This is a genomic window from Streptomyces sp. BJ20 (assembly GCF_022869105.1).
Classification (GTDB): domain Bacteria; phylum Actinomycetota; class Actinomycetes; order Streptomycetales; family Streptomycetaceae; genus Streptomyces; species Streptomyces griseoincarnatus.
Genome location: NZ_CP094918.1, coordinates 5,569,642 through 5,596,427 on the forward strand (window position 1 = coordinate 5,569,642; position 26,786 = coordinate 5,596,427).

28 protein-coding genes are annotated in these 26,786 nt (G+C 72.7%); 9 read left to right on the top strand and 19 right to left on the bottom strand.

The features are described 5' to 3' along the window. Positions 1–263 precede the first annotated feature (263 nt). The 6 genes from trpC to hisI all read right to left on the bottom strand — a co-directional run bounded on the left by trpC (position 264) and on the right by hisI (position 4,699). Positions 264–1,070 carry an indole-3-glycerol phosphate synthase TrpC gene (gene trpC / locus MTR79_RS25175; protein ID WP_019525466.1) on the bottom strand — a complete coding sequence of 269 codons (807 nt, stop codon included), beginning with the start codon at positions 1,068–1,070 and terminating at the stop codon, positions 264–266. Between the two features lie 119 nt (positions 1,071–1,189). Next, positions 1,190–1,624 (bottom strand): DUF2752 domain-containing protein, encoded by a 435-nt coding sequence (locus tag MTR79_RS25180; protein ID WP_244792018.1) that lies wholly within the window; start codon positions 1,622–1,624, stop codon positions 1,190–1,192. A gap of 76 nt (positions 1,625–1,700) precedes the next feature. Further along, entirely contained in the window at positions 1,701–1,952 is a 252-nt protein-coding gene (locus MTR79_RS25185; RefSeq protein WP_048456862.1) for an HGxxPAAW family protein, read from the bottom strand. Positions 1,953–2,060: 108 nt separating this feature from the next. After that, on the bottom strand, positions 2,061–2,702 hold the full coding sequence (locus tag MTR79_RS25190; RefSeq protein ID WP_244792019.1) for a TIGR02234 family membrane protein: 642 nt from the start codon (positions 2,700–2,702) through the stop codon (positions 2,061–2,063). Positions 2,703–2,744: 42 nt separating this feature from the next. Beyond that, the gene (locus MTR79_RS25195) at positions 2,745–4,238 is read right to left on the bottom strand and encodes an anthranilate synthase component I (RefSeq protein ID WP_086699900.1); all 1,494 of its coding nucleotides are present in this window, start codon (positions 4,236–4,238) and stop codon (positions 2,745–2,747) included. Between the two features lie 11 nt (positions 4,239–4,249). After that, positions 4,250–4,699: a phosphoribosyl-AMP cyclohydrolase gene (hisI, locus tag MTR79_RS25200; protein WP_086699902.1), complete on the bottom strand. Its 450-nt coding sequence runs from the start codon at positions 4,697–4,699 to the stop codon at positions 4,250–4,252. Between the two features lie 83 nt (positions 4,700–4,782). Here hisI and MTR79_RS25205 point away from each other — a divergent pair, with 83 nt between their 5' ends. Both MTR79_RS25205 and MTR79_RS25210 read left to right on the top strand, forming a co-directional pair. Further along, positions 4,783–5,418 carry a TIGR03085 family metal-binding protein gene (locus MTR79_RS25205; RefSeq protein WP_244792020.1) on the top strand — a complete coding sequence of 212 codons (636 nt, stop codon included), beginning with the start codon at positions 4,783–4,785 and terminating at the stop codon, positions 5,416–5,418. Positions 5,419–5,450: 32 nt separating this feature from the next. Next, the gene (locus MTR79_RS25210) at positions 5,451–5,849 is read left to right on the top strand and encodes a VOC family protein (RefSeq protein ID WP_086699905.1); all 399 of its coding nucleotides are present in this window, start codon (positions 5,451–5,453) and stop codon (positions 5,847–5,849) included. 3 nt (positions 5,850–5,852) lie between these two features. Here the strand turns inward: MTR79_RS25210 and hisF are convergent, their stop codons facing one another. The 8 genes from hisF to hisD form a co-directional block, all read right to left on the bottom strand. Then, positions 5,853–6,608 carry an imidazole glycerol phosphate synthase subunit HisF gene (hisF, locus tag MTR79_RS25215; RefSeq protein ID WP_086699906.1) on the bottom strand — a complete coding sequence of 252 codons (756 nt, stop codon included), beginning with the start codon at positions 6,606–6,608 and terminating at the stop codon, positions 5,853–5,855. Then, positions 6,605–7,009, bottom strand: coding sequence for a Rid family hydrolase (locus MTR79_RS25220; RefSeq protein ID WP_086699908.1), 405 nt, complete (start codon positions 7,007–7,009; stop codon positions 6,605–6,607). Before MTR79_RS25220 ends, hisF begins: the two co-directional genes overlap by 4 nt. After that, positions 7,006–7,731: a bifunctional 1-(5-phosphoribosyl)-5-((5-phosphoribosylamino)methylideneamino)imidazole-4-carboxamide isomerase/phosphoribosylanthranilate isomerase PriA gene (priA, locus tag MTR79_RS25225; RefSeq protein ID WP_086699909.1), complete on the bottom strand. Its 726-nt coding sequence runs from the start codon at positions 7,729–7,731 to the stop codon at positions 7,006–7,008. Before priA ends, MTR79_RS25220 begins: the two co-directional genes overlap by 4 nt. Before the next feature lie 4 nt (positions 7,732–7,735). Further along, entirely contained in the window at positions 7,736–8,377 is a 642-nt protein-coding gene (hisH, locus tag MTR79_RS25230; RefSeq protein WP_244792021.1) for an imidazole glycerol phosphate synthase subunit HisH, read from the bottom strand. A gap of 4 nt (positions 8,378–8,381) precedes the next feature. Beyond that, positions 8,382–8,540 carry a hypothetical protein gene (locus MTR79_RS25235; protein WP_033273033.1) on the bottom strand — a complete coding sequence of 53 codons (159 nt, stop codon included), beginning with the start codon at positions 8,538–8,540 and terminating at the stop codon, positions 8,382–8,384. Positions 8,541–8,628: 88 nt separating this feature from the next. After that, positions 8,629–9,222, bottom strand: coding sequence for an imidazoleglycerol-phosphate dehydratase HisB (gene hisB, locus MTR79_RS25240; RefSeq protein WP_086699913.1), 594 nt, complete (start codon positions 9,220–9,222; stop codon positions 8,629–8,631). Then, a complete protein-coding gene (locus tag MTR79_RS25245; protein ID WP_086699914.1) occupies positions 9,219–10,331 on the bottom strand; it encodes a histidinol-phosphate transaminase in 1,113 nt (370 codons plus the stop codon). The genes hisB and MTR79_RS25245 overlap by 4 nt, the downstream gene beginning before the upstream one ends. Beyond that, complete coding sequence (hisD, locus tag MTR79_RS25250) at positions 10,328–11,653, bottom strand: histidinol dehydrogenase (protein ID WP_199207296.1); 1,326 nt, start codon at positions 11,651–11,653, stop codon at positions 10,328–10,330. Before hisD ends, MTR79_RS25245 begins: the two co-directional genes overlap by 4 nt. A 192-nt stretch (positions 11,654–11,845) precedes the next feature. Here hisD and MTR79_RS25255 point away from each other — a divergent pair, with 192 nt between their 5' ends. The 4 genes from MTR79_RS25255 to ybaK all read left to right on the top strand — a co-directional run bounded on the left by MTR79_RS25255 (position 11,846) and on the right by ybaK (position 16,194). After that, positions 11,846–13,423, top strand: a complete 1,578-nt coding sequence (locus MTR79_RS25255; RefSeq protein ID WP_189366155.1) for an oxidoreductase — start codon at positions 11,846–11,848, stop codon at positions 13,421–13,423. 416 nt (positions 13,424–13,839) lie between these two features. After that, on the top strand, positions 13,840–14,919 hold the full coding sequence (locus MTR79_RS25260; RefSeq protein ID WP_086699919.1) for a hypothetical protein: 1,080 nt from the start codon (positions 13,840–13,842) through the stop codon (positions 14,917–14,919). Positions 14,920–14,930: 11 nt separating this feature from the next. Then, a complete protein-coding gene (locus MTR79_RS25265) occupies positions 14,931–15,671 on the top strand; it encodes an LON peptidase substrate-binding domain-containing protein (protein WP_086699920.1) in 741 nt (246 codons plus the stop codon). Positions 15,672–15,693: 22 nt separating this feature from the next. Further along, on the top strand, positions 15,694–16,194 hold the full coding sequence (gene ybaK, locus MTR79_RS25270; protein ID WP_086699922.1) for a Cys-tRNA(Pro) deacylase: 501 nt from the start codon (positions 15,694–15,696) through the stop codon (positions 16,192–16,194). Between the two features lie 154 nt (positions 16,195–16,348). Here the strand turns inward: ybaK and MTR79_RS25275 are convergent, their stop codons facing one another. From MTR79_RS25275 to MTR79_RS25285, 3 genes are all read right to left on the bottom strand, one after another. Continuing rightward, positions 16,349–17,038 (bottom strand): AAA family ATPase, encoded by a 690-nt coding sequence (locus tag MTR79_RS25275; RefSeq protein WP_102638907.1) that lies wholly within the window; start codon positions 17,036–17,038, stop codon positions 16,349–16,351. 34 nt (positions 17,039–17,072) lie between these two features. Further along, positions 17,073–17,897 carry an ABC transporter permease gene (locus MTR79_RS25280; protein WP_048456843.1) on the bottom strand — a complete coding sequence of 275 codons (825 nt, stop codon included), beginning with the start codon at positions 17,895–17,897 and terminating at the stop codon, positions 17,073–17,075. An 86-nt stretch (positions 17,898–17,983) separates the two neighbouring features. Then, positions 17,984–18,958: an ABC transporter ATP-binding protein gene (locus MTR79_RS25285; RefSeq protein WP_048456842.1), complete on the bottom strand. Its 975-nt coding sequence runs from the start codon at positions 18,956–18,958 to the stop codon at positions 17,984–17,986. Positions 18,959–19,306: 348 nt separating this feature from the next. Between MTR79_RS25285 and MTR79_RS25290 the strand changes: the two genes are divergently transcribed. Beyond that, entirely contained in the window at positions 19,307–19,711 is a 405-nt protein-coding gene (locus MTR79_RS25290) for a VOC family protein (RefSeq protein ID WP_114873513.1), read from the top strand. A 292-nt stretch (positions 19,712–20,003) separates the two neighbouring features. On the opposite strand, the gene MTR79_RS25295 is transcribed toward MTR79_RS25290, so the two are convergent. After that, positions 20,004–21,209 carry an NYN domain-containing protein gene (locus MTR79_RS25295; protein WP_244792022.1) on the bottom strand — a complete coding sequence of 402 codons (1,206 nt, stop codon included), beginning with the start codon at positions 21,207–21,209 and terminating at the stop codon, positions 20,004–20,006. 220 nt (positions 21,210–21,429) lie between these two features. Here MTR79_RS25295 and MTR79_RS25300 point away from each other — a divergent pair, with 220 nt between their 5' ends. Further along, positions 21,430–21,597 (top strand): hypothetical protein, encoded by a 168-nt coding sequence (locus MTR79_RS25300; RefSeq protein WP_086699926.1) that lies wholly within the window; start codon positions 21,430–21,432, stop codon positions 21,595–21,597. A gap of 92 nt (positions 21,598–21,689) precedes the next feature. On the opposite strand, the gene dnaE is transcribed toward MTR79_RS25300, so the two are convergent. Beyond that, complete coding sequence (gene dnaE / locus MTR79_RS25305; RefSeq protein ID WP_086699928.1) at positions 21,690–25,229, bottom strand: DNA polymerase III subunit alpha; 3,540 nt, start codon at positions 25,227–25,229, stop codon at positions 21,690–21,692. Positions 25,230–25,432: 203 nt separating this feature from the next. Here dnaE and MTR79_RS25310 point away from each other — a divergent pair, with 203 nt between their 5' ends. Beyond that, positions 25,433–26,779 carry a DUF2252 domain-containing protein gene (locus MTR79_RS25310; RefSeq protein ID WP_086699930.1) on the top strand — a complete coding sequence of 449 codons (1,347 nt, stop codon included), beginning with the start codon at positions 25,433–25,435 and terminating at the stop codon, positions 26,777–26,779. The last annotated feature ends 7 nt before the right edge of the window (positions 26,780–26,786 follow it).

Here is a 26,786-nt window from a genome sequence, read left to right on the forward strand (position 1 = left end):
CGTGGCTCGTCGCACAGTTCCCCGCGCCCCTGGAGGGGTGGGGGGTGTTCGGCCCGTGCGGGTCCGTTGTGGTTCAGCGCGCCGTTCCCCGCGCCCCTTGCGGGGCGCGCTGCCATCGCCTGCCGTTCACCTGGCCCGGTTCGTCGCCGATGACGTAGCGGACCCTGCGGCCGTGGACCCGGCGGGCCGGGGCACGGCAGCCGCGGGGCCGGCAGCCTCGTGCGAGTCGGGAGAGCGTCATCGGGGGTCAGCCTTGCGAGGTCTCAGCGGCCGTGCCGGAGGGCCGGGTGCTCGCCCGCGGCGACCAGGTCGGCGACCGCCGTCTTCGGGTCCTTGCCGGTCACCAGGGACTCGCCGACCAGGACGGCGTCGGCCCCGGCGTTGGCGTAGGCGATCAGGTCGTGCGGGCCGCGCACGCCGGACTCGGCGACCCTCACGAGGTGCGCCGGGATCTCGGGGGCGACCCGCTCGAAGGTGCCGCGGTCGACCTCGAGGGTCTTCAGGTTGCGCGCGTTGACGCCGATGACCTTGGCGCCGGCGTCGACCGCCCGCTCCACCTCGTCCTCGTCGTGCACCTCGACCAGCGGGGTGAGGCCGATGGACTCGGCGCGCTCGATGAGCGACTCCAGGGCGGACTGCTCCAGGGCGGCCACGATCAGCAGCGCCAGGTCGGCGCCGTACGCGCGGGCCTCCCAGAGCTGGTACGAGGTGACGATGAAGTCCTTGCGCAGCACCGGGATGTCGACCTTGGCGCGGACGGCCTCCAGGTCGGCCAGCGAGCCGCCGAAGCGGCGCTGTTCGGTGAGGACGGAGATGACGGCGGCGCCGCCCGCCTCGTAGTCGGCGGCGAGGCCGGCCGGGTCGGCGATCGCGGCCAGCGCGCCCTTGGACGGGCTGGAGCGCTTGACCTCGCAGATCACCTTGACGCCGTCGCCGCGCAGGGCGGCCACGCCGTCCTTGGCGGCGGGGGCCTTGGCCGCGCGCTCCTTGAGCTCGTCGAGGCTGACGCGCGCCTGCCGCTCCGCGAGGTCGGCACGGACTCCGTCGATGATCTCGTCGAGCACACTCACGCGAGCGGCCCCCTTCCTGACGGTCGGGCTTGGCTGGTCCCTGCGATGGTATCCGGAGCAGGGCGAATGCCCCGCATCCGGCTGTGGCGACGTCCAGCACCTGGACGATCACCGCTCGTTCACGGGTGCAGCCAGCCGCCGAACGGCGTGTTCCGCAGCACCGTGAAGGCCAGCAGCAGGCCGCCGACCGTCCACAGCACCGCGGGCGGCGGGTCGAGGCGCATCGGCCGGCCACGCGCCGCGCGGACCACCCAGACGGTCCACAGCACGGCGAAGGCGGCGTAGCCGAGGACGGCGGGGGCGTTGGCCTGGAGGGCGGCGGCCAGGTCGCCGTGGGCGACGGCGTGGGCGCTGCGCAGTCCGCCGCAGCCGGGGCAGTACAGGCCGGTGAGGCCGAGCAGCGGGCAGACCGGGTAGTGCCCGGGTTCGTTGGGGTCGACGGCGGCGACGTAGGCGAAGGCCGCGGTCACGGCGGCGAGCAGGCCGGCGGGGGCGGCCAGCCGGGCCGCCCGGCCGGGGACCGCGTGGGGGCTCGGGGCGTTCACGGGAGGCATTGTCCCCCGGGCACACCGCGGGGGCGGCTCCGGCTCACGGCCGGACGCCGCCCCCGTACGGAGTGGTCCGCGGGGCTCAGCCCTGGGCGCGGGCCGGCTCGCGGTCGCCGGTGGTCGCGTGCACCGGGTGGTCGCTCTTCGGCTGGCCCAGGCCCATCGAACGCATGACGGCGCCGACCACGCCGCCGAGGAGGATGACGCCCATGCTGACCCAGAAGCCCACGGGCTGGGCCATCACCATGAACGCGCCCGCGGCGCAGAAACCGATGAAGGCGATGATGACACCGGTCCAGGCGGCCGGGGTGTGACCGTGGCTGCTGCCCGCCATTGCTTGCTCCTCGTTGCCGTGTACGTGGGTGAGCGGAACGCTCGTCCCCATTGTCCCGCACACGCCGGACCGCCGTGCGCCGGGGTCTGCCGTGGCGGGTTGCGCGGCTCAGGCGCCGGTGGGGTCCTCGCCTCGGTCGAGGGCCTTCCAGAGCTCCTCGGGACGGTCCGGGTCGGCCTGGGCGGCCGTCCGGCGCGGACGAGGAGCGCCGCCCCGCTCGTAGCGGCCGGACATGGCGGGCCACAGGCGTCCGTAGCGCAGGGCGAGCAGTCCGGCGACGAGCAGCAGCAGTCCGCCGACGGCGGCGACGTACGGCCAGGCGGTGTGGGAGAGGGCGCCGACGGTCGCGGAGGCGTCGCCGGAGGCCTGCGCGGCCTTCTCGTCGAGGGCGGTGGAGTCGGACGCGCCGAGCAGCGCGGCGGCGACCGTGCCGGCCCCGGAGAGGGCGAGCACGGCGGAGACGGCGAGCCGTCCGGCGCGGCGCACGGCGAAGACGGCGACCAGGGCGGCGAGCCCGACGACGGCCAGGGCGGCGGGCACGCCGGTGACGTCACTGCCCTTGGCGGTCAGCGGGAACGCGCCGCCGGCCACCGTCGCGGTGCCCTCCGACCACTCCTGCCGGGTGGCGAGCAGGGCCACGGCCGCGCCGAGGGCGCCGCTCAGCAGGGCGGCGGCGAGACTCGTACGGCCGGTCCGGGAGGGGCCGGCGGGCTCGGAACGGGGGCTGGGTACGGCAGTCACGCCCTCCACTATGGCCCCGTCCCCGGCCCGCGCGGCATCCGGGGGGCTGTGTCAGCCGTCACCCAGCCGGTTCGCGGTGTGGACGGCGCGCAGCACCGCGGCCGCCTTGTTGCGGCACTCGGTGTCCTCGGCGACCGGGTCGGAGTCGGCCACGATGCCCGCACCCGCCTGCACATACGCGGTGCCGTCGCGCAGCAGGGCGGTGCGGATGGCGATGGCCGTGTCGGAGTCCCCGGCGAAGTCGAGGTAGCCGACGCAGCCGCCGTACAGGCCGCGCCGGGACGGCTCCAGCTCGTCGATGATCTGCATCGCGCGGGGCTTGGGCGCGCCGGAGAGGGTGCCGGCCGGGAAGCAGGCGGTGAGCACGTCGAAGGCGGTGCGGTCGGCGGCGACCCGCCCGGTGACGGTCGAGACGATGTGCATGACGTGCGAGTAGCGCTCGATCGACATGAAGTCGACGACCTCGACGGAGCCCGGTTCGCAGACCCGTCCGAGGTCGTTGCGGCCGAGGTCGACGAGCATCAGGTGCTCGGCGCGCTCCTTGGGGTCGGCGAGCAGCTCGTCGGCGAGCGCCTGGTCCTCCTGCGGGGTGGCGCCGCGGTGCCGGGTGCCGGCGATGGGGTGCACCATCGCCTGCCCGTCCTCGACCTTCACCAGCGCCTCGGGCGACGACCCGGCCACGTCGAAGCCGTCGAACCGGAACAGGTACATGTACGGCGACGGGTTGGTGGCGCGCAGCACCCGGTAGACGTCCAGGGCGCTCGCCGTGCAGGGCGTCTCGAACCGCTGGGAGGGGACCACCTGGAAGGCCTCGCCCGCGCGGATGCGCTCCTTGACGTCCTCGACGGCCTCCTGGAAATCGGGGCCGCCCCACAGCGCGGTGTACCCGGGCAGCTCGGACGGCGGCAGCGCGGCCGGGGGCTGGGCGACCGGGCGGGCGAGGTCGGCCTCCATGGCGTCGAGGCGGGCCACGGCGTCCGCGTAGGCCTCGTCGACGCCGGTCTCCAGGTCGTTGTGGTTGATCGCGTTGGCGATCAGCCACACGGAGCCCTCCCAGTGGTCCATGACGGCGAGGTCGCTGGTGAGCAGCATGGTCAGCTCGGGCAGCTTCAGGTCGTCCCGCTCGCCGGGGCCGATCTTCTCCAGGCGGCGCACGATGTCGTAGCCGAGGTAGCCGACCAGGCCGCCGGTGAAGGGCGGCAGGCCGAGGTCCTGGGCGAGGTCGCGCGGGGTGTGCAGGGTCCGGAGGGTGGCGCGCAGCGCGGCGAGCGGGTCGCCGTCGACGGGCACGCCGACCGGCGGGGTGCCCTCCCAGCGGGCCTGCCCGTCGCGCTCGGTGAGGGTGGCGGCGGACCGGACACCGACGAAGGAGTAGCGGGACCAGGCGCGCCCGTTCTCCGCGGACTCCAGCAGGAAGGTGCCGGGGCGCTCCGCTGCGAGCTTGCGGTAGAGCGCGACCGGGGTGTCGCCGTCGGCGAGGAGCTTGCGGGTGACCGGGATGACCCGGCGGTCGGTGGCGAGCTTGCGGAACGTCTCGAGGTCCATGGCGGCAGACCCTACTGATCGCCGGCGGGCACGCCGGTACCGGCGTCCGCGTCCTTCAGCAGCACGTCGGCGTCGAAGCAGGTGCGGTCGCCGGTGTGGCAGGCGGCGCCCACCTGGTCGACCTTGACCAGCACGGTGTCGGCGTCGCAGTCCAGCGCGACCGACTTCACCCACTGGAAGTGGCCCGAGGTGTCGCCCTTGACCCAGTACTCCTGGCGGCTGCGCGACCAGTAGGTGCAGCGGCCGGTGGTGAGGGTGCGGTGCAGCGCCTCGTCGTCCATCCAGCCCAGCATCAGCACCTCCCCGGTGTCGTACTGCTGGGCGATCGCGGGGAGGAGGCCGTCCGGGGTGCGCTTGAGGCGCGCGGCGATCTCCGGGTCGAGGCTGCTGGGCGGAGCGCCGTGGCGCGAAGCGCCTCCGTGAGGGGCGGTGGCCGGGCGACGGGCGGGCGTGCTGGTCATGGGTCCATTCTGCCGCGCGCCCCCGGTCCCCCCGTGCCGTCGTCCACTGTCCGGACGTGACGGCCCGCCGTAGGCTGGCTGGCATGTCGACCCATGCCAAGCGTGAACGACTCCTCCTGGCCGACCTGCTGGAGACCGCGGGCCCGGAGGCGCCCACCCTCTGCGAGGGCTGGACCACCCGGGACCTGGCCGCGCACGTGGTGGTGCGCGAGCGCCGTCCGGACGCGGCGGGCGGCATCCTGGTGAAACAGCTGGCGTCGCGTCTGGAGCGGGTGACGGCGGAGTTCCTGGCGAAGCCGTACGACGAGCTGATCGGGCTGATCCGCACCGGCCCGCCGCGGTTCTCCCCCTTCTCGCTCAAGCAGGTCGACGAGATGTCGAACGTGATCGAGTTCTACGTCCACGCCGAGGACGTCCGCCGGGCGCAGCCGGACTGGACGCCGCGCGAGCTGGACCCGGTGTTCCAGGACGCCCTGTGGTCACGCCTCGAGCGCTCGGCGCGGCTGATGGGCCGGGGGGTGCCGACCGGTCTGGTGCTGCGCCGTCCGGACGGGCAGACGACGGTGGCGCGCCGCGGGGCGCCGGTGGTGACGGTGACCGGACAGCCGTCCGAGCTGGTGATGTTCACGTACGGCCGGCAGGGCGCCGCGAAGGTGGAGCTGGACGGCGACGAGAACGCGATCGCCCGGCTGCGCGCCACCAAGCAGCTCGGCATCTGACCGCTCGGCTCGGCTCCGGAAAGGCACGGCTCGTGATCAAGGTCGCCATGACGAGTGTGTACGTGGAGGACGTGGCCAAGGCGCACGCCTTCTACACCGGGGTGCTCGGCTTCGAGACGCGCACCCATGTGAACCCGGGCGGCGGCAAGCCGTTCGTCACGGTGGGGGCGCGCGAGGGCGCCCAGCCGGATCTGGAGCTGCTGCTGGAGCCGGGCGACGGGCCGATCGCGGAGCCCTACCGGCGCGCGGTGCGCGAGGCGGGGCTGCCGTCGATCGTGTTCTCCGTGGACGACCTGCGCGCGGAGTTCGAGCGGCTGCGCGGGGAGGGCGTCCACTTCGTCCGGGAGCCGGAGAAGCAGGGCCCGGTGCTGACCGCGCTGCTGGACGACACGGTCGGCAATCTGATCCAGCTCACGCAGCCGCTCGGCTGAGGCTCACCGCACCGGGTGGCCGGCGTCCCTGAGGGTCTGCTTGACCTCGCCGATGCGCAGGTCGCCGAAGTGGAACACCGAGGCGGCCAGCACCGCGTCCGCGCCGGCGGCGACGGCGGGCGGGAAGTCGGCGAGCTTGCCGGCGCCGCCGGAGGCGATCACCGGAACCGTGACGTGCTTGCGCACGGCGGCGATCATCTCCAGGTCGTAGCCGTCCTTGGTGCCGTCGGCGTCCATGGAGTTCAGCAGGATCTCGCCGGCGCCCAGCTCGGCGGCGCGGTGCGCCCACTCGACGGCGTCGAGGCCGGTGCCGCGGCGGCCGCCGTGCGTGGTGACCTCGAAGGTCCCGCCCTCGGTGCGCCGGGCGTCGACCGAGAGGACGAGCACCTGGCGGCCGAACCGCTCGGCGATCTCCCGGATGAGGTCGGGCCGGGCGATGGCGGCGGTGTTCACGCCCACCTTGTCGGCGCCGGCCCGCAGCAGCTTGTCGACGTCCTCGGCGGTGCGCACGCCGCCGCCCACGGTGAGCGGGATGAACACCTGCTCGGCGGTGCGGCGGACCACGTCGTAGGTGGTCTCACGGTTGCCGGAGGACGCGGTGATGTCCAGGAACGTCAGCTCGTCGGCGCCCTCCGCGTCGTACACCTTCGCCATCTCGACGGGGTCGCCCGCGTCGCGCAGGTTCTGGAAGTTGACGCCCTTGACGACCCGGCCGCCGTCCACGTCCAGGCAGGGGATGACTCGGACCGCCAGGGTCATGAATCCACGGCTCCTCTGAATGCTTCGAGTTCCACTGAGACCAGTACGCGCGAGTCGACGAAGCCCTCGACCACCAGCAGCGTGGTGACCGGCCGGACCGTGTCGAACAGCTCCTTGTGCGCGCGGCAGGCCTCGTCCACGTCCCGCGCGTGGGCGAGATGGATACGGGTGCGGATCACGGACCCGGCGTCGAGCCCGAACTCCGCGACCGCCTCCAACGCGCTGGTGAAGGCCACCTTGGCCTGTTCGTACGGGTCGCCCTCCCCGTACAGCACGTCGCCCCGGAACGCGGTGGTGCCCGCGACCAGGACGAGGTCGCCGGCCGCGACGGCGCGCGCCGAGCCGAGGGTCTCCTCCCAGGGGTTCCCGCTCTGCACGCGCCGCACGGCTTCCGACGTCATCGGGACACAGCCTCCAGGGCCTCTTCCAGGGTGAACGCCTTGGCGTACAGGGCCTTGCCGACGATGGAGCCCTCGACGCCGAGCGGCACCAGCTCGGCGATCGCCCGCAGGTCGTCCAGCGAGGACACCCCGCCGGAGGCGACGACCGGGCGGTCGGTGGCGGCGCAGACGCTCTTCAGCAGCTCCAGGTTGGGGCCCTGGAGGGTGCCGTCCTTGGCGATGTCGGTGACGACGTAGCGGGCGCAGCCCTCCTTGTTGAGACGGTCCAGCGTCTCGTAGAGGTCGCCGCCGTCGCGGGTCCAGCCGCGGCCGCGCAGGGTGGTGCCGCGCACGTCGAGGCCGACGGCGATCTTGTCGCCGTGCTCGGCGATGACCTTGGCGACCCACTCGGGGGTCTCCAGGGCGGCCGTGCCGAGGTTGACGCGGGTGCAGCCGGTGGCGAGGGCGGCGGCCAGGGTGTCGTCGTCGCGGATGCCGCCGGACAGCTCCACCTTGATGTCCATCGCCCTGGTGACCTCCGCGATCAGCTCGCGGTTGTCGCCGGTGCCGAACGCGGCGTCCAGGTCGACCAGGTGCAGCCACTCGGCGCCGGAGCGCTGCCAGGCGAGCGCGGCCTCCAGCGGCGAGCCGTAGGAGGTCTCGGTGCCGGACTCGCCGTGCACAAGGCGGACGGCCTGGCCGTCGCGGACGTCGACGGCGGGGAGGAGTTCGAGGGTGGCCATGTCTCTACAGGGTTCCGATCCAGTTGGTGAGGAGCTGGGCGCCGGCGTCGCCGGACTTCTCGGGGTGGAACTGGGTGGCCCACAGGGAGCCGTTCTCCACGGCGGCCACGAAGGGCTTGCCGTGGGTGGTCCAGGTGACGAGCGGAGGCTCCATCGCCGCGTTCGTCACCTCGAACGACCAGTCGTGGACGGCGTAGGAGTGCACGAAGTAGAAGCGCGCGTCGCCGTCCAGGCCGGCGAACAGCCGGGAGCGCTCGGGGGCGTCCACGGTGTTCCAGCCCATGTGGGGGACGACGTCGGCCTGGAGCGGCTCGACGGAGCCGGGCCACTCGTCGAGGCCCTCCGCCTCGACGCCGTGCTCGATGCCGCGGGCGAAGAGGATCTGCATGCCGACGCAGATGCCCATGACGGGGCGGCCGCCGGCCAGGCGGCGGTCGACGATCCAGTCGCCGCGGGCCTCCTTGAGGCCCTTCATGCAGGCGGCGAACGCGCCGACGCCGGGCACCAGCAGCCCGTCGGCGTTCATCGCCTTGTCGAAGTCGCGGGTGATCTCGACGTCGGCACCGGCGCGCGCGAGGGCACGCTCGGCGGAGCGGACGTTGCCGAAGCCGTAGTCGAAGACCACGACATTCCTGGTGCTGCTCAAGGTCTCACACCTCCATCTGCAGCAGGCCCGTGACGATGCACAGCGCGGCGCCGACGGACATCAGCGTGATCAGGCTCGTGGGCATCTTCTGTTTGACGAAGGAGATGATCCCTCCGACGAAGAACAGGCCGACGACGATCAGGACGGTGGACAGTCCGTTCACCGTGTCCCTCCGTTCGCTTCTCCGCCCGCGCGGCGCAGAGGTGCGGCCATCGTCGTCGTCCGCGGCCCGGCGGCCACGCGTGCGTCGCTCACAGCGCGCCCTTCGTGGAGGGCAGGATGCCGGCCGCGCGCGGGTCGCGCTCGGAGGCGTAGCGCAGGGCCCGGGCGAGGGCCTTGAACTGGCACTCCACGATGTGGTGGGCGTTGCGCCCGTAGGGCACGTGGACGTGGAGCGCGATCTGCGCCTGGGCGACGAAGGACTCCAGGATGTGCCGGGTCATCGTCACGTCGTAGGCGCCGATCATCGGCGCCATGTTCTCGGGCTCGGAGTGCACGAGGTAGGGGCGGCCGGAGAGGTCGACGGTGACCTGGGCGAGGGACTCGTCCAGCGGGACCGTGCAGTTGCCGAAGCGGTAGATGCCCACCTTGTCGCCGAGCGCCTGCTTGAAGGCGGCGCCGAGCGCGAGGGCGGTGTCCTCGATGGTGTGGTGGGAGTCGATGTGGAGGTCGCCCTCGGTCTTCACCGTGAGGTCGAACAGACCGTGCCGGCCGAGCTGGTCGAGCATGTGGTCGTAGAAGCCGACCCCGGTGGAGATCTCGGTCTTCCCGGTGCCGTCGAGGTCGATCTCCACGAGCACGGAGGTTTCCTTGGTGGTGCGTTCCACGCGTCCTACGCGGGTCATGCGCTGTGCTCCTTCTTGATCTCACGTACCGCGTCGAGGAACGCGTCGTTCTCGGCCGGGGTGCCCGCGGTGACCCGCAGCCGTCCCGGTACGCCGTTGTCCCGGACCAGGACGCCCCGGTCGAGGATCTGCCGCCATACGGCGTGGGAGTCCTGGAAGCGGCCGAACTGGACGAAGTTGGCGTCGGAGTCGGTCACCTCGTAGCCCAGGGAGCGCAGTTCGGCGACCAGCCGGTCCCGCTCCGCCTTGAGCTGCTCGACGTAGCCGAGCAGGGTGTCGGTGTGCTCCAGCGCGGCCAGCGCCGTCGCCTGGGTGACCGCCGACAGGTGGTACGGCAGCCGCACCAGCTGGACGGCGTCGACGACGGCCGGGTGCGCGGCGAAGTAGCCGAGACGCAGTCCGGCGGCGCCGAACGCCTTCGACATGGTGCGGGAGATCACCAGGTGGGGGCGCCCGTCGAGCAGCGGCAGCAGCGAGTCGCCGTGACTGAACTCCACGTACGCCTCGTCGACGACCACGATCGAGGGCTTCGCGGCCTGCGCGGCGTCGTACAGGGCGCGCACCGTGTCGGCGGGGACCGCGTTGCCGGTGGGGTTGTTGGGGGTGGTGACGAAGACGACGTCGGGCCGGTGCTCGGCGATCGCCTTCTCGGCCGCGGGCGGGTCGAGGGAGAAGTCCTCGTCACGCGGGCCGGAGATCCAGCCGGTGCCGGTGCCGCGCGCGATCAGGCCGTGCATCGAGTACGACGGCTCGAAGCCGAGCGCGGTGCGGCCGGGACCGCCGAAGGTCTGCAGCAGCTGCTGGATGACCTCGTTGGAGCCGTTGGCCGCCCAGACGTTCTCCAGGGCGACCGGGTGGCCGGTGGTCTTCGTCAGGTAGGCGGCCAGCCGGCTGCGCAGCTCGACCGCGTCCCGGTCGGGGTAGCGGTTGAGGTGCCGGGCGGCCTCGCGGACCCGCTCGGCGATCCGCTCGACCAGCGGCTCGGGCAGCGGGTACGGGTTCTCGTTGGTGTTGAGCCGTACGGGAACGTCCAGCTGCGGCGCGCCGTAGGGGGTCTTGCCGCGCAGCTCGTCCCGCACGGGGAGGTCGTCGATGCTCACGTCGCTCACTTGTCCTCGGGCACCTTCCAGCCGAACCTGGCCTTGATCGCCGCGCCGTGCGCGGGCAGGTCCTCCGCCTCCGCCAGCGTGACCACGTGGTGGGCGACCTCGGCGAGGGCGTCCTCCGTGTAGTCGACGACGTGGATGCCGCGCAGGAAGGACTGCACGGACAGGCCCGAGGAGTGGCAGGCGCAGCCGCCGGTGGGCAGCACGTGGTTGGAGCCGGCCGCGTAGTCACCGAGGGACACCGGGGACCAGGGGCCGACGAAGACCGCGCCGGCGTTGCGCACCCGGTCGGCGACAGCGGCGGCGTCGGCGGTCTGGATCTCCAGGTGCTCGGCGCCGTAGGCGTCGACGACCCGCAGGCCCTCCTCGACGCCGTCGACCAGCACGATCGCGGACTGCTTGCCGCCGAGGGCGGGCGCGATCCGCTCGTCGACGTGCTTGCTGGCCTCGACCTGCGGCTTCAGCTCCTTCTCGACCGCGTCCGCGAGGTCCGTGGAGTCGGTGACGAGGACGGCGGCGGCCAGCGGGTCGTGCTCGGCCTGGCTGATCAGGTCGGCGGCGACGTGCACCGGGTCGGCCGTGGAGTCCGCGAGGATCGCGATCTCGGTCGGGCCGGCCTCGGCGTCGATGCCGATCTTCCCGGTGAAGTAGCGCTTGGCGGCGGCGACCCAGATGTTGCCGGGGCCGGTGACCATGTTGGCGGGCGGGCAGGACTCGGTGCCGTAGGCGAACATCGCGACGGCGGTGGCGCCGCCGGCCGCGTACACCTCGTCGACGCCGAGCAGCGCGCACGCGGCGAGGATCGTCGGGTGCGGCAGCCCGCCGAACTCGGCCTGGGCCGGGGAGGCCAGCGCGACCGACGGGACACCGGCCTCCTGCGCGGGCACCGCGTTCATGATCACGGAGGACGGGTAGACGGACCGGCCGCCGGGCGCGTACAGCCCGACGCGGTCGACCGGCACCCACTTCTCGGTGACCGTGCCGCCCGGCACGACCTGGGTGGTGTGGGTGGTGCGGCGCTGCGCGCGGTGCACGAGGCGGGCCCGGCGGATCGACTCCTCCAGGGCGGCGCGCACGGCCGGGTCGAGCTCCTGCAGCGCGCGCTCCAGCGCCGCGGCGGGCACCCGGACCTGGTCCAGCTTCACGCCGTCGAAGCGCTCGGCGAAGTCGATCAGCGCCGCGTCGCCGCGATGATGCACGTCCTCGCAGATGGGCCGCACCTTCTCCAGGGCGGCCGCGACGTCGAAGTCGGCACGGGGCAGCAGGTCACGCAGGGCGGGGCCCTCGGGGAGGGCGTCGCCGCGCAGGTCGATTCGCGAGATCACGTGCCCAATTCTCTCAGACCCGCCCCGGAGGGCGTCCGCCCGTTCCAGTGGCTGATACATCACGCTCGTCGTGACGGTCCGCGCTCGTTTTCGAGATCCTCTTCACTTTCCGTGTTCAACAGCTCACCGTACCGGGCATGAACGGCTGTACGAAGTGATGAACCGGTGAGTAACGGGGAGGAGGGGAGTTCCGTGGCCGAAGGGACGGGACCGCACGACGGCGAGCCGCCGGAGGACCTGACCGCCGCGGAGGCGGGGATGTGGCAGGCCTTCCGCAACGGCAGCGTGTACGACCTGAGCTGCGGCGACGCGCTGGTCGACGATCCGCACGGAGGACACCCCTGGGGACCCGGGCGCACGGTGCGGGCCCGGGTGGTGTGCTGGCTGCTGCTGGACGGCCCGCCCGCGCTGGCCGGCCGCGTCTCCTCGCTGAAGCTGGTCGGGGTGCGGATCAGCGGCCCGCTGGACCTCGCCGGGGGCACGGTCGAGCCGTACGTGGAGATGCGCGGCTGCCGCTTCGAGCGGGACGTGCTCCTGCCGGAGGCGCGGTTCACCACGATGCGGCTGGTGGACTGCTCCGTACCCCGGCTGGAGGCCGCCCGGCTGAGCACCGAGGGCGATCTGCATCTGCCGCGCTGCCGCTTCCTCGGCGGCATACGGCTCACCGACGCCCGGATCGGCACGGATCTGCTGCTCAACCAGGCGGTCGTGCACCGCGACCGCAGCGGCCGCTCCATAGCCGGGGACGGGATGAGCGTCGGCCAGGACCTCCAGGCGGAGATGCTCGAGTCGTACGGCGAGCTGAGCCTGCGCGGCGCGACCATCGGCGTCTCGCTGAGCCTGCGCGGCGCCCGGCTGGTCAACCCGCGCGCCCGTCTCGCGCTGAACGCGCCGCAGCTGACCGTGGAGCGCTCGCTGTACCTGACCCCGGCCGGGGTGGGAGCCCAGGCCCGCAGCGGCATGACGCCCGCGCAGGGCACGCGCATCCAGCGGTTCGAGTGCGAGGGCGGGATCCGGCTGGACGACGGGCGGTTCGGGGACGCGGTCGACTTCGAGGGCGCCGAGTTCACCCTCGCCGACGAACAGGAGCTGTCGCTGCGCCGGGTGCAGACGCCGGAGCTGCGGTTCCTCGGGCAGCGGCCGGCGCGCGGGCGGGTGGTGCTGTCGGGAGCGCGAGTGGTGAATCTGGTGGACCGGGCGGACAGCTGGCCGGGCCCGGGACGGCTGCACATGGGCGGCTTCACCTACGAGAACCTGGTGCCGCGCGGCCCGTTCCCGCTGACGCTGCGGCTGCGCTGGGTGGACGCGGCGAGCGCCGAGTACACCCCCGAACCGTACGAGCGGCTGGCGACGGTGCTGCGGGAGAGCGGGGCGGACGAGGACGCCCGTGAGGTGCTGCTGGCCAAGCAGCGGCGGCGCCGCGAGAGCCTGCCGCTCGCCGCGAAGCTGTGGGGGTACGCGCAGGACTGGACGGTCGCCTACGGGTACCGCCCGGGCCGGGCCGCGGTGTGGATGGCGGTGCTGTGGGCGGCCGGCTCGGTGGCCTTCGCGCGGGCGGAGCACCCACCGCTGAAGGCGGGTGAGCATCCGGACTGGAACCCGGCGCTGTTCGCGCTGGACCTGCTGCTCCCGGTGATCGACCTGGGCCAGGCGGGCTTCTGGCAACTGCGCGGCGGCTGGCAGTGGCTGTCGACGGCGTTCATCCTCCTGGGCTGGATCCTGGCGACCACGGTGGCAGCGGGCGCAACCCGCACCCTGCGCCGCACATGAGCACGCCACCCCCTCAGGGGCGCGGGGAACTGCGCGACGTAAACGTCCCCACGGCACCCGAGAACGGCGTGAGCGCCACACCCCCCAGGGGCGCGGGGAACTGCGCGACCAAAGCGTCCCCACGGCACGTGAGAATGGCGTGAGCGCGACACCCTCAGGGGCGCGGGGAACTGCGCAACGAAAGCGTCCCCACGCCACGTGAGATCGGCGTGACGCCACCACCCCAGGGGCGCGGGGAACTGCGCGACGTCCACGGCGACACGGGGCCGTGAATCCGCAGATGTGCGACACCTGGGACCACCGAGGCGCCAGCCATCCCCAGAGCCCACCGTTTTTGCCTCCCCTTGACCAACCCCCGTACAACTTTCCACAACTTCCGCGTGGCCCCTGGCGCACCCGTGACCAGCGGTCTTTCAATGGTCGACACCATGGCTCTGCTGCACGCGTTCACCCGCACGTCCCGGGCGCGGGGCAGGCGGACGGGCACCCCGCCGCCCCCCGCCCAGACCGCGCTGCCCGCCGACGACGAGGTCCTCCTCGACGTGCCGGACGACGCACTCGGCCGGGCGCTCGTCGGAGCCGCCGCCGGAGACCACGCCCCCGCGGCCGAACTGCTCGTCGCCACCCGCCGCCGGTCCGCGTGGGAGCACCGCGACCGCTACGTACGCCGGCTCGCCGCGTTCTCGCGGTCGCGGCCCGAGTGGCTGGACGCCTGGCGCACCCGCGCCCCGCGCGACCCGGACGCGCTGCTCCTGGACGCCCAGCGCGCGGTGGACCGGGTCTGGGACTCCCCGGCCCGCGCCGAGCTGCTGCGCGAGGTGAGCCCGCTGATCACGGCCGCCGCCCGCGCCGACCACCGCGACCCGGTGCCCTGGCGGCTGGCCCTGGACCACGCGCGCGGCGCGCGGGCCGGCCACACGTACTTCGAGGAGCTGTGGGAGGCGGCGGTGCGCCGCGCCCCGCACCACCAGGGCTGCCATGTGGCGGCCCTGCGCTACCTGGCGTCCTCCTGGCACGGCTCGCACCGCGAGTGCTTCGACTTCGCCGAGACGGCCGCGCAGGACGCGCCGGAGGGCTCGCTCACCCAGGCGTTGCCGCTGCGCGCGGCGTTCGGCTACCTCACCGACGGCTGCGGCCCGCCGGTCGAGCGGGCGCGGCTGGACGCGGCAGCCGACCGGGCGGCCGTCCTGTCCGCGCGGCTGCCGTCGGCCCAGCCGTGGCCGGCCGAGCTGCGCAACCTCCTCGCCCACGTCCTGGTCCGGCTCGGGCGTCGGCGGGACGCGCTGGAGCAGTTCCGGCTGACCGGCCCGTACGCCACCTCTTTCCCGTGGGACCGGGACGCCGACGACCCGCTCGGGCGCTTCCTGGAGGTCCGTCAGGAAGTGCACCGGGCAGTCGAGTCGGGAGCCGAAACGACCGCGACGGACGCCTCGGGCGCCCGGTTCCGACGTCCGGGGAGCGAACGGCGCGGACGGCCGGAGCCCCGCGACCATTAGGCTCTTACGTCGTGACCACCGTCCGGCTTCCGCTCTTCCCCCTGAACACGGTGCTGTTCCCGGGGCTCGTGCTCCCGCTCAACGTCTTCGAGGAGCGTTATCGCGCCATGATGCGCGAGCTGCTCAAGACCCCGGAGGACGAGCCACGGCAGTTCGCCGTGGTGGCGATCCGGGACGGCCACGAGGTGGCGCCGAGCGCCCCCGGGCTGCCCGACCCCACGGCCGTGCCCGAACGGGGCCCCGCGGCCGGCTTCGGCGCGGACCCGCTGCACGCGTTCCACAAGGTGGGGTGCATCGCCGACGCGGCGACGATCCGGGAGCGGCCCGACGGCACCTTCGAGGTGCTGGCGACCGGTACGACCCGGGTGCGGCTGCTGTCGGTGGACGCCTCAGGCCCCTTCCTCACGGCCGAGCTGGAGCAGTTGGAGGAGGACCCGGGCGAGGAGGCGGGGCCGCTGGCCGAGGGCGTGCTGCGGGCGTTCCGGCAGTACCAGAAGCGGCTGGCGGGGGCCCGGGAGCGGTCGCTGACCTCGGACGCGGAGCTGCCGGACGAGCCCAGCGTGGTGTCGTACCTGGTCGCCGCCGCGATGATGCTGGACACGCCGACGCGGCAGCGGCTGCTCCAGGCGCCGGACACCGCGTCCCGGCTGCGCGACGAGCTGAAACTGCTTCGCACCGAGACGGCGATCATCCGTAGTCTTCCGTCGTTGCCCGCGTCGGAGCTGACGCGGGCGCCGACGAGTCTCAACTGACGCTTGCGGAGCGACGACCGGCATGGCCAAGAAGCCCAAGAAGCAGCAGTCCAACGGCACGCCCGCCACAGTGGCGCTCACCGCCGCCGAGGTGCCGTTCACGGTGCACTCCTACGACCACGACCCCTCCCACCCGAGCTACGGCGAGGAGGCGGCCGAGGCGATGGGCGTCTCCCCCGACCGCGTCTTCAAGACGCTGGTGGCGGACGTCGACGGCGCCCTGACCGTGGCGGTGGTGCCGGTGGCGGGCCAGCTCGACCTGAAGGCGCTGGCCTCGGCGGCCGGCGGCAAGCGTGCGTCGATGGCCGACCCGGCGCTGGCGGAGCGCACCACGGGGTACGTGCGGGGCGGCATCTCGCCGCTCGGCCAGCGCAAGAAGCTGCCGACGGTGCTGGACGAGTCGGCGACCCGCCACGAGACGATCTGCGTCTCGGCCGGCCGCCGCGGCCTGGAGGTGGAGCTCGCCCCCACCGACCTGGCGAACCTGACGTCGGCGGTCCTGGCCCCGATCGGCCGGGGCTGACGCGGCCGGTTCCGTACCTCGACGGCTTCCGCGCCCTCGGCTATGTACGGAAGGTATGTCGAAGCGGACGCGTAAGCGCAGGTGGCGGATCAGGAAGCGGCGGGCCAACCATGGGCGGCGCCCGGCCTGACCGGGGATGTGACGCCCGGCGCCCTCACCGGGGCGGCTGCTGCTCGCCCGGCGGCAGCCACTCCTCCGGGTCGCGCGGACCGAACAGCGCCGTCAGGCCCAGGTGGAACACCAGCGCGGAGAACGTCCACGCGAGCAGCGCGCCCTTCGCGTTCAGCTTCAGCGGGGCGTCGAACGTGACGCCCTTCCCCGCGCTCTTCGCCTGTGCGATCACGTCCTGGGAGGGGCCGAGCCACACCCCGAGCCGCCAGGCCAGCAGCGAGCCGAGCAGCCCGCCGACCGCCAGCGCCACCACCAGCGGGACGCCGCCGCGCCGGCGGAGGAGGAAGACCGCCAGCGCGCTCAGCGCACCGCAGCCGAGGGCGATGAGCGTGAACGTGCCGTCCACGCCGATGCTCTGCTCGCCCTCGGAGTCCTTGAGGTAGACCACCCAGGCGTCACCGGAGGCGTCGCCCACCAGCGGCACGCGCGGCGCGAGCCACCACCACAGCACCCCGAGCAGCACCCCGCCGAGGGCCACCGCCACGGCCACCACGGCCGCCTCACGGATCTCCTTCGCCATCCCCGGGCCGTCCTCGTCGTGCCACCAGCCGTGCCGCGGGTACGCGGCGTGGCCGGGCTTCCCGTCATAACGGTGGGCGCCGCCGGAGGGCGGCTGCCAGGGGTCGCGCGCGGAGGGGTCGTGCGGTGGCGGGGGTGTCAGAGGTGCACTCACCCTGCCATCGTGCCAGGCGTCGCTGTGGGCCGCGTCACCGGACGGCGGCCCTGCGGTACGCCCAGGTCGCCACGGCCAGCGAGATCACCCCGACCACGCCGCACACGGCGAGGTCACCGAGGACGTGGGCCCAGTCGGGGTGCGGGGCGAAGGTCCGCGCGAAGGCCTCGACGCCGTACGTGGACGGCAGCAGGTCACGGACGAGACGGACCGCCTCCGGCATCCGCTCCGGCGGCAGCACGCCGAGCAGCAGCGCCGCCGACATGCCGAGCTGGCCGAGGAGGGTGGCCAGCTCGGGCCGGGGCGCGAGCAGTCCGAGGGCGGCGCCGAGCCCGGCGAGCGCGGCGCCGGCGAGGGGGATCACCGCGGCCAGGATCCACAGGTGGGCGAGCGGCAGCCCGAAAAGGGCGCAGCCGACGACGGCCGTCACGACGGTGCCGGGGACGGTGAACGACGCGTAGGCGCCGGCCGCGCCCAGCACCACGGCCGCCGGCGGCACGGGCAGGGTGGCGTAGTGGTCGAGTCCGCCGCTGGCGCGGAGCTGGCCGAAGTACTGGGCGAGCAGGTTCAGCGCGACGAACGCGACGACCAGCACCGACGATCCGGCCACCACGGCGCGCGCCTCGCCGCCGCCGTCGACGACCCCGCGCATCAGGATCATGATCCCGACGGACTGGAAGGTCGCCACGAACAGCAGCGGGATCCGCGCCACCCGGGCCCGGGACAGCTGCGCCCGGTACACGGCCGCCAGGGACGGCAACAGCCGTGCGCGGGGGCCGAGCGCGGCGGGCCGCGGCGGGGCGGCCTCCTCCGCTGTCAGGACGCCGGCCGGCAGGGCGCCGGCGGGTACGACACTCACGTCGTGCTGCTCCCCTTCGCTCGGGATTCCGTCCGGAGCCGCTCCGGAGGTCGCCCCGTTCCGTACGGATGACACGGCCCGTGTGCTCACGCCTTCACCAGCCCCTGCCGCACGGCACCGCCCAGCGCCAGGTACACGTCCTCCAGGCTCGGCGTGGCCAGCGTGAAGTCGTCGAGGGCCGCGAAGGCGGCGCCGCCGGTGACGGTGGCGACGACCGTGCGTGCCTCCTCGGGTGCCAGCCGCAGGGTCCAGCGGCGGCCGGACTCGACGGCCCGGTCGCGCAGCGCGGCCACCTCGGGCACGTGCAGCGGCGCGGCCTCGCGCCACACCAGCTCCACCCGGACCTCCCCGGCGACCTGTTCCTTCAGGCCGTTCGGGGTGTCGCAGGCGATGACCCGGCCGCGGTCGAGCACGGCGACCCGGTCGAGCACGGTCTCGGCCTCGATGACGTTGTGGGTGACCAGCAGCACCGTGGTGCCGTGCTCGGCGCGCCGCCGGTCGACGGCGGACCACACGGCGCGCCGGGCGACGGGGTCCATGCCGGTGGTGGGCTCGTCCAGCACCAGCAGAGGCCGCTCCCCCACCAGCGCGGCGGCGAAGCAGGCGAGCCGCCGCTGGCCGCCCGAGAGCTTGCGCAGCGGCCGGGAGGCGAGGGCGGCGAGCCCCAGTTCGTCGAGCACGTCGTCCCGATCCGCGCGGGCCTGCCGGGCGTCGAGCCCGCGCAGCCGGCCGGTGGTCTCGGCGGCCAGGGACACGGTCAGCTCGTCGAGGGCGCTGGACTCCTGCCCGAGGTAGGCGAGGATGCGGGAGGCCCGCTCGGGGTGGCGGACGATGTCGTGGCCGAGGATCTCGACGCTGCCGCTGTCGGGCCGCATCAGGCCGGTCATCTGCCGGACCAGGGTGGACTTGCCGGCGCCGTTCGGCCCGAGCAGGCCGAAGATCTCACCGCGCCCGATGTCGAGCGCCACGTCGTCGGTGGCCCGCACCTCGGGCGTCGCCGGCGCCCCGCGCCGTCCGCGCACCGCCGGATAGGTCTTGGTCAGCCCGCGCACCGCGCACACGACGTCACCACCGTGCCGATGTGCCTGTGCCGCGCGCGTACTCACAAGGGACGAGCCTACGGGGTCGCCGCCGTCCCCCCGCCCTCGGGTCGCCCTTCCGCCCCGCCCGGACCGGGGGGACGCACCGGACACTCGCGGACGGATCGACGCCCTCCTCGGCAGGTCGGCCACCCGGACCGAGCTGTGAGGTCCAGTTCCTCGTTGACCCCACGCACCCGCAGCGGGGTGCCGATGTGTCGCGCGACCGGGGCGCCGCCGTGTCGACGGTCGGGAATCGGACGATGGCGCAGCGTGTTCACACCCGTGTACCGGGACGATTCTCCGACGGGACGACGAGACGGAGCTGCCATGACCGACGAAGCCGCCGTGAAAGAGCTGCGCCTGGTGGTGACGGCAGAGGACTACGACGCCGCGCTGCGGTTCTACCGGGACGTGCTGGGGCTGACCGAACGGGCCGCGTTCGCGTCGGACGGCGGGCGGGTCACGATCCTGGAGGCGGGGCGGGCGACGCTGGAGCTGACCGATCCGAGCCACGCCGCGTTCATCGACGACGTCGAGGTGGGGCGGCGGGTCGCGGGGCATGTCCGGGTCGCCTTCCAGGTGGACGACTCGGCGGCGACGACGGAGAGGCTGGCTGCCGCCGGGGCGGAGGTCGTCGCCGAGCCGACCCGCACACCGTGGAACTCCCTGAACTCCCGCCTGGAGGCGCCGGCCGCCCTCCAGCTCACACTGTTCACCGAACTGGGCGAGTAGACCCGCCCGCCGGACACGGCGGGGCGGTACCCACCGCCCCCGGGCTCGAAGGGGCCCGGGGAACCGCGCGACCAGCCCACCACGGCCTCGGCCATGCCGATTCAGGGGCGCGGGGAACCGCGCGAGCAGCCCACCACGGCCTCGGCCATGCCCACCGGCGCGAGCCCGGGAAGGGGCGCGGGGAACTGCGCGACCAGCCCCCGACGGTCTTGACCATGCCGATTCGGGGGCGCGGGAAACTGCGCGGAACGGGCGCCACGACCGCCCCCGGGGTGTGAAGCCGGCGCGTCCCTCACTCCCCCGCGGACGCCCGCTCCGTCCCCGTCCGCGTGTCCAGTTCCCGCCAGAACCCCGCCCGAATGGCGTAACGATCCCGCTCGTCGATCTGGTCGTCCTTGTGCGCGAGCAGCCCGAACCGCGCCGCGTACCGCAACAGCTCACCGTCGATGCGGTGCGGGATCCGCGGATACATCCCGGACAGCTTCCGCACATGGCTGTGGTCGCCCAGCCGCTCCACCCACCGCCGGGCGAAGACCTGCCCCACCTCGAAAGGGTCGCCACCGACGGTGGTGATGTCCTCCTCCCGGTCCGCCCACCGCTGCTCCGCCGTGGTGAGCTGCGCCAGCGTCGGCATGGACGCGGCCTCCGGCGGCTCGGCGGCCGGCCGGTCCACCCACCCCTTGTCGGAGGACCACCGCAGGGTCGCGGAGGCGGGCTGCTGCGGCTGGTGCAGGCCGGGGTGGCGCAGCGCGGCCAGGTCCTTCGGGGTGGGGACGCCCTTCGTGGCGGGCGCGCGCTCCACGGTCCCGTTGTGCGCGCCGGCCGGATGGCGCGGCTCGGCCGGGGCCCGCTCGGCGGCCGGGGTGAGGGCGGAGTCGGGCAGCGGCGCGGAGAGGATCGCGGCGATCTCGGGCCGGGGCGCGGGCGGCGGTGCGCACACCCCGCCGATCTCCTTGGCGCGCACGGCCTGCGTGATCCACGCCCGGTCCAGGACCCGGCGCTCGTCGGCCTCGGCGACCAGGTCCTCGGACTGGTTGTAGTCGCCGTCGGCGGCCTGCACGGCCCACAGATGCACGGCGACCCCGTGCTCCTTGGCGGCCATCATGCCCGGCAGCAGGTCGCCGTCGCCGGTGACCAGGACGATGTCGGAGCAGGCGCGGTTGCGGGCGAGCTCGGTCAGCTCGGCGTGCATCGCGGCGTCCACACCCTTCTGCGCCCAGCGCCCGTCGCTGCGGGTCAGCGCGCCGAGCCGGACGGTGACCCGGGGCATCACGCGCAGCCGGCGGTGCTCGGGCTGCGGCACGCGGTCGGGGGCGCCGTCGAACCAGTAGATGCGCAGCAGCGGCTGGCGCGTGTCGTTCTCGGCGCGGTCACGCAGTCCCTGGATCAGGGCGGCGTGGTCCACGGTGATGCGGGACCGCGAGGGCTCCCCGGCGAGGAGACTCGCGGCGGCCCCCAGCAGATACCCGGCGTCCACCAGGACGATGCAGCGGTCCACGCGATCCACCCTCTTTCCGGGAGGTTTGGCTTCGGGCTTCCTTCGAGTCTGCCCGACCCCGCCGGTGTTAACGGCCCGAACTCGATCTTCGGCGTGGCGTTTCCACACTTCCTCCCCCGACCGCCCCACTACAGACGGTAATTGTCCGACATGCGTGTGTTATCGGCTTATGTGAATCTGAATTCGGCCCTGGCCCCTAGTCCCCACAGGAGGCAACACCATGGCCAAGAACAAGAACCGTGACCGTAAGCAGCCCCAGGCCGAGCGCGCCCCGCGCGGCGCGCAGACGTCCACCATGGAGACCCCGGACGAGCAGCGCACCACGCAGGTGGTGCCCGGCGAGGTCGGCCCCGGCAAGGGCCGGCAGAAGCGCTTCGGCCACAACTGACACCGGTGTGAAGGGCCGTTGCGGCCCGGCAGCACAGGAAGAGGGGCGCACCCGTCGCGGGTGCGCCCCTCCGGCGCGTCGGGGTCCGGTGTCTAACCGGCCAGGCAGGACGGGCCGAGCAGCACCTTCAGATCGCCGAACAGGGCCGGGTCGGGCTTGACCCGGTGCCGGTCGAGCCGCAGCACCGTCGTCCTCGTCGGCCCCTGCAGCTTGATGCGGACCTCGCTCTCCCCCTTGTGGTGGGTGAGGATCTCGCCGAGCCGGCTGACCATGGGCGGGGTCACGCGGGTGGCCGGGATGGTGAGCACGACGGGCGCGTTGGTGCCCGCGTTGGACAGGTCGGGAACCTGGAGCTCCATCGCGACCAGGCGCGGCACGTCCTCCCGCTTGTCGAGCCGGCCCTTGACGAACACCACGGCGTCCTCGACCAGTTGCGTCGAGACGAGCTGGTAGGTCGCCGGGAAGAACATGCACTCGATGGAGCCCGCGAGGTCCTCCACGGTGGCGATCGCCCAGGCGTTGCCCTGCTTGGTCATCTTGCGCTGGAGGCCGGAGATGATGCCGCCGATGGTGACCACCGCGCCGTCGCCGAAGTCACCGCCGGTGAGCTGGGAGATGCCCGCGTCGGCCTTGTCGGACAGCACGTGCTCCAGACCGAACAGCGGGTGGTCGGAGACGTACAGGCCGAGCATCTCCCGCTCCTGCGCGAGCAGGTACGTCTTGTCCCACTCCTCGTCGGTGAACTGCACGTCCAGGCCGAAGCCGGGCTCGTCGCTCTGCTCCTCGCCCATGCCGCCGAAGAGGTCGAACTGTCCCTCGGCCTCCTTGCGCTTGACCGCCACCACGTTGTCGATCATCGGCTCGTACTGCGCGGTGAGGCCCTTGCGGGTGTGGCCCAGGGAGTCGAAGGCGCCGGCCTTGATCAGCGACTCGGTGGTGCGCTTGTTGCAGACGACCGCGTCGACCTTGTCGAGGTAGTCCGGGAAGGACGTGTACCTCCCCTTGGCCTTGCGGCACTTGATGATCGACTCGACCACGTTGGTGCCGACGTTGCGCACCGCGGAGAGGCCGAAGAGGATCACGTCGTCGCCCTGCGCGGCGAAGTTGGACATCGACTCGTTGACGTTCGGTGGGAGCACCCGGATGCCCATGCGGCGGCACTCGTTGAGGTAGACCGCGGACTTGTCCTTGTCGTCCTTCACCGAGGTGAGCAGCGCCGCCATGTACTCGGCGGGGTGGTTCGCCTTGAGGTAGGCGGTCCAGTAGGAGACCAGTCCGTAGGCGGCGGAGTGCGCCTTGTTGAAGGCGTAGCCGGCGAACGGCACCAGCACGTCCCACAGCGCCTGGATGGCCTCGTCGCTGTAGCCGTTCTTGCGGGCGCCGGCCTGGAAGATGACGAAGTTCTTCTCCAGCTCCTCCGGCTTCTTCTTGCCCATCACGCGGCGGAGGATGTCGGCCTCGCCGAGCGAGTAGCCGGCGATGATCTGGGCGGCCTTCTGCACCTGCTCCTGATAGACGATCAGGCCGTGGGTGACATCCAGGACCTCCTTGAGCGGCTCCTCCAGCTCGGGGTGGATCGGGGTGATCTCCTGCTGGCCGTTCTTGCGCAGCGCGTAGTTGGTGTGCGAGTTCATGCCCATCGGGCCCGGCCGGTACAGGGCCGAGACGGCGGAGATGTCCTCGAAGTTGTCCGGCTTCATCAGCCGGAGCAGGGAGCGCATGGGGCCGCCGTCGAACTGGAACACGCCGAGGGTGTCGCCGCGCTGGAGCAGTTCGAAGGTCGTGGGGTCGTCGAGCGGGAGGCTCAGGAGATCGATGTCGATCCCCTTGTTGGACTTCACCATCTTGACGGCGTCGTCCATGATCGTGAGGTTGCGCAGGCCCAGGAAGTCCATCTTCAGCAGGCCGAGCGACTCACAGCTCGGGTAGTCCCACTGCGTGATGGTCACGCCGTCGGTGTGCCGGACCCAGACCGGGACGTGGTCGGTGATGGTCTCGCTGGACATGATCACGCCGGCCGCGTGCACGCCCATCTGCCGGACCAGGCCCTCGACGCCCTTGGCGGTGTCGATGACCTTCTTCACGTCCGGCTCGTTCTCGTACATCGCCCGGATCTCGCCCGCCTCCGAGTAGCGGGGGTGCTCGGGGTTGGTGATGCCGTCGAGGTTGATGCCCTTGCCGAGGACGTCGGCGGGCATGGCCTTGGTGAGGCGGTCGCCCATCGCGTACGGGTAGCCCAGCACGCGCGCGGAGTCCTTGATGGCGTTCTTCGCCTTGATGGTGCCGTACGTGCCGATCATGGCGACCTTGTCGGCGCCGTACTTCTCGGTCACGTAGCGGATCACCTCGACGCGCCGGCGCTCGTCGAAGTCGATGTCGACATCGGGCATGGAGATGCGCTCGGGGTTGAGGAACCGCTCGAAGATCAGACCGTGCGGGATCGGGTCGAGGTCGGTGATGCCGAGGGCGTAGGCAACGATCGAGCCGGCCGCGGAGCCTCGGCCGGGGCCGACCGCGATGCCCTGCTTCTTGGCCCACATGATGAAGTCGGCGACCACGAGGAAGTAGCCCGGGAAGCCCATCGAGATGATGGTGTCCATCTCGTACTCGACCTGCTTCATGCGGTCGTCCGGGATGCCGTCCGGGAAGCGGCGGTGCATGCCGCGCAGGACTTCCTCGCGGAACCAGCTGACCTCCGTGTACCCCTCCGGGATGTCGAACTTCGGCATCAGGTCGCGCTTCTCGAACATGCCCGTGGTGTCGACCATCTCGGCGATCAGCCGGGTGTTGGCACAGCCCTGCTGCCAGGCGTCCGAGGAGTCGATGGCGTACATCTCGTCCGTGGACTTCAGGTAGTAGCCGGTGCCGTCGAACCTGAAACGGTCGGGGTCGGACAGGTTCTTGCCGGTCTGGATGCACAGCAGCGCGTCGTGGGCACTCGCCTCGTGCGCGTAGGTGTAGTGCGAGTCGTTGGTGACCAGCGGGGGGATCCCGAGCTTCTTGCCGATCTCCAGCAGGCCGTCGCGGACCCGGTGCTCGATGTCGATGCCGTGGTCCATCAGCTCCAGGAAGTACCGGTCCTTGCCGAAGATGTCCTGGTAGTCGGCGGCGGCCTTGAGGGCCTCGTCGAAGTGACCGAGGCGCAGCCGGGTCTGGACCTCGCCGGAGGGGCAGCCGGTGGAGGCGACGATGCCCTCCGACCACTTGGCGATGGTCTCCTTGTCCATCCGGGGCCACTTCTGCAGCCAGCCCTCGGCGTAGGCGTCGGAGGAGAGCCGGAAGAGGTTGTGCAGACCGGTGCTGTTCACCGCCCACATCGTCTTGTGGGTGTACCCGCCGGAGCCGGAGACGTCGTCCCGCTTCTGGTGCGGCTGGCCCCACTGGATCTTGCGCTTGTTGCGCCGGGACTCGGGGGCGACGTAGGCCTCGATCCCGATGATCGGGGTGACGCCGGCCTTCTGCGCGGAGTGGAAGAAGTCGTAGGCACCGTGCAGGTTGCCGTGGTCGGACATGGCGATGTGGCTCATGCCCATCTCGTTGCAGGCGTTGAACATGTCCTTCAGCCGCGCGGCACCGTCCAGCAGCGAGTACTGGGTGTGGACGTGCAGGTGCGTGAACGGCGGCTTCGACACGGTGCGGCCTCCAGGGAGATCTCATCGGCTGCGGGTGGACAGGTCCCGGGGGACAGCGTCGAAGTCTATGCCCCGGCACTGACACCCGGAGCCCTTCCCCGCGTACCTTCGGGCGGGGCGCCGGGCACTCCCGCGCACCTCCGCGCGTTAGTCAGGCGACGGCGCGGCCGTCCCCCAGATCCCGCACCAGGAGGCACCCAGCGATGTCGGTCCCGCAGCTCAACGACGAGCACCGCGGCGAGGAGATCCTCGCCGTCCTCGACACCGCCTTCGGCGAGCTCCTGGCCGCCGACCCGGCCGCGTTCCGGGTGAAGTTCCGGAAGATGGCGGCGTCGGCGTTCGCGTTCTACCGCGGTACCGCGAGCCTCTTCTACCACGACCTGTCCGCCGAGCACGCCGGGCGCGGCGGCGCGGCCCACAGCGGGCCGTACCTGGACGAGCGCACCTCGCGCGTGTGGGTCCACGGCGATCTCCACGCGGAGAACTTCGGCACGTACATGGACGCGGGCGGCCGCCTCGTGTTCAACGTCAACGACTTCGACGAGGCGTACGTCGGCCCCTTCCTGTGGGACCTGAAGCGCTTCGCGGCGTCGATGGCGCTGATCGGCTACGCGAAGGCGCTCAGCGACGAGCAGATCACCGATCTGGTGTCGGTGTACGCGGCCGCCTACCGGGAGCGCATCCACGCCCTGGCGACCGGCGCGAAGGACGACGAGGTGCCGCCGTTCACCCTGGACACGGCGCAGGGGCCGCTGCTGGACGTGCTGCGGGACGCCCGGTCGCTGACCCGGTTCTCGCTGCTGGACTCGATGACGGAGATCCGCGACTTCGAGCGCCGCTTCGCGCCCGGCGGCGGCGCGGTCGAGCTGGACGCCGCCACGCGCTACAAGGTGCTCGCCGCGTTCGACGGCTATCTGGAGACGCTGCCGGACTCCTCGCTGGCCCGCCCGGACTCCTACCGCGTGAAGGACGTCGTGGGCCGCCGGGGCGTCGGCATCGGCTCGGCCGGGCTGCCGTCGTACAACATCCTGCTGGAGGGGCACAGCGACGCCCTGGAGAACGACGTCGTGATCTACGTCAAGCAGGCGCAGACCCCCGCCGTCTCGCGGCACATCACGGACCCGGCGGTGCGGGAGTACTTCCTGCACGAGGGGCACCGCACGGTGATCTCCCAGCGCGCCCTCCAGGCGCACGCCGACCCGTGGCTGGGCTGGACCGAGCTGGACGGCGCCGGGCAGCTGGTCGCCGAGGTCTCGCCGTACGCGGTGGACCTGGACTGGAGCGACCTCGACGACCCGGAGGAGATGGCGCTGGTGGTCGCCGACCTGGGCCGGGCGACGGCGGCGATGCACGCGGCGGCAGACGACACCTCGGGCGAGTCGCTGGTGCCGTTCTCCACGGAGCGGGCCATCGACGCCGCGATCGCGGCCGACGAGGACGGACTGGTGCCGCTGCTGGTGGACTTCGCCCACGACTACGGGGCGCGGGCCCGCGGCGACCACCAGATCTTCCTCGACCTGTTCCGCAACGGCCGGATTCCGGGGCTGTAACCTTCCG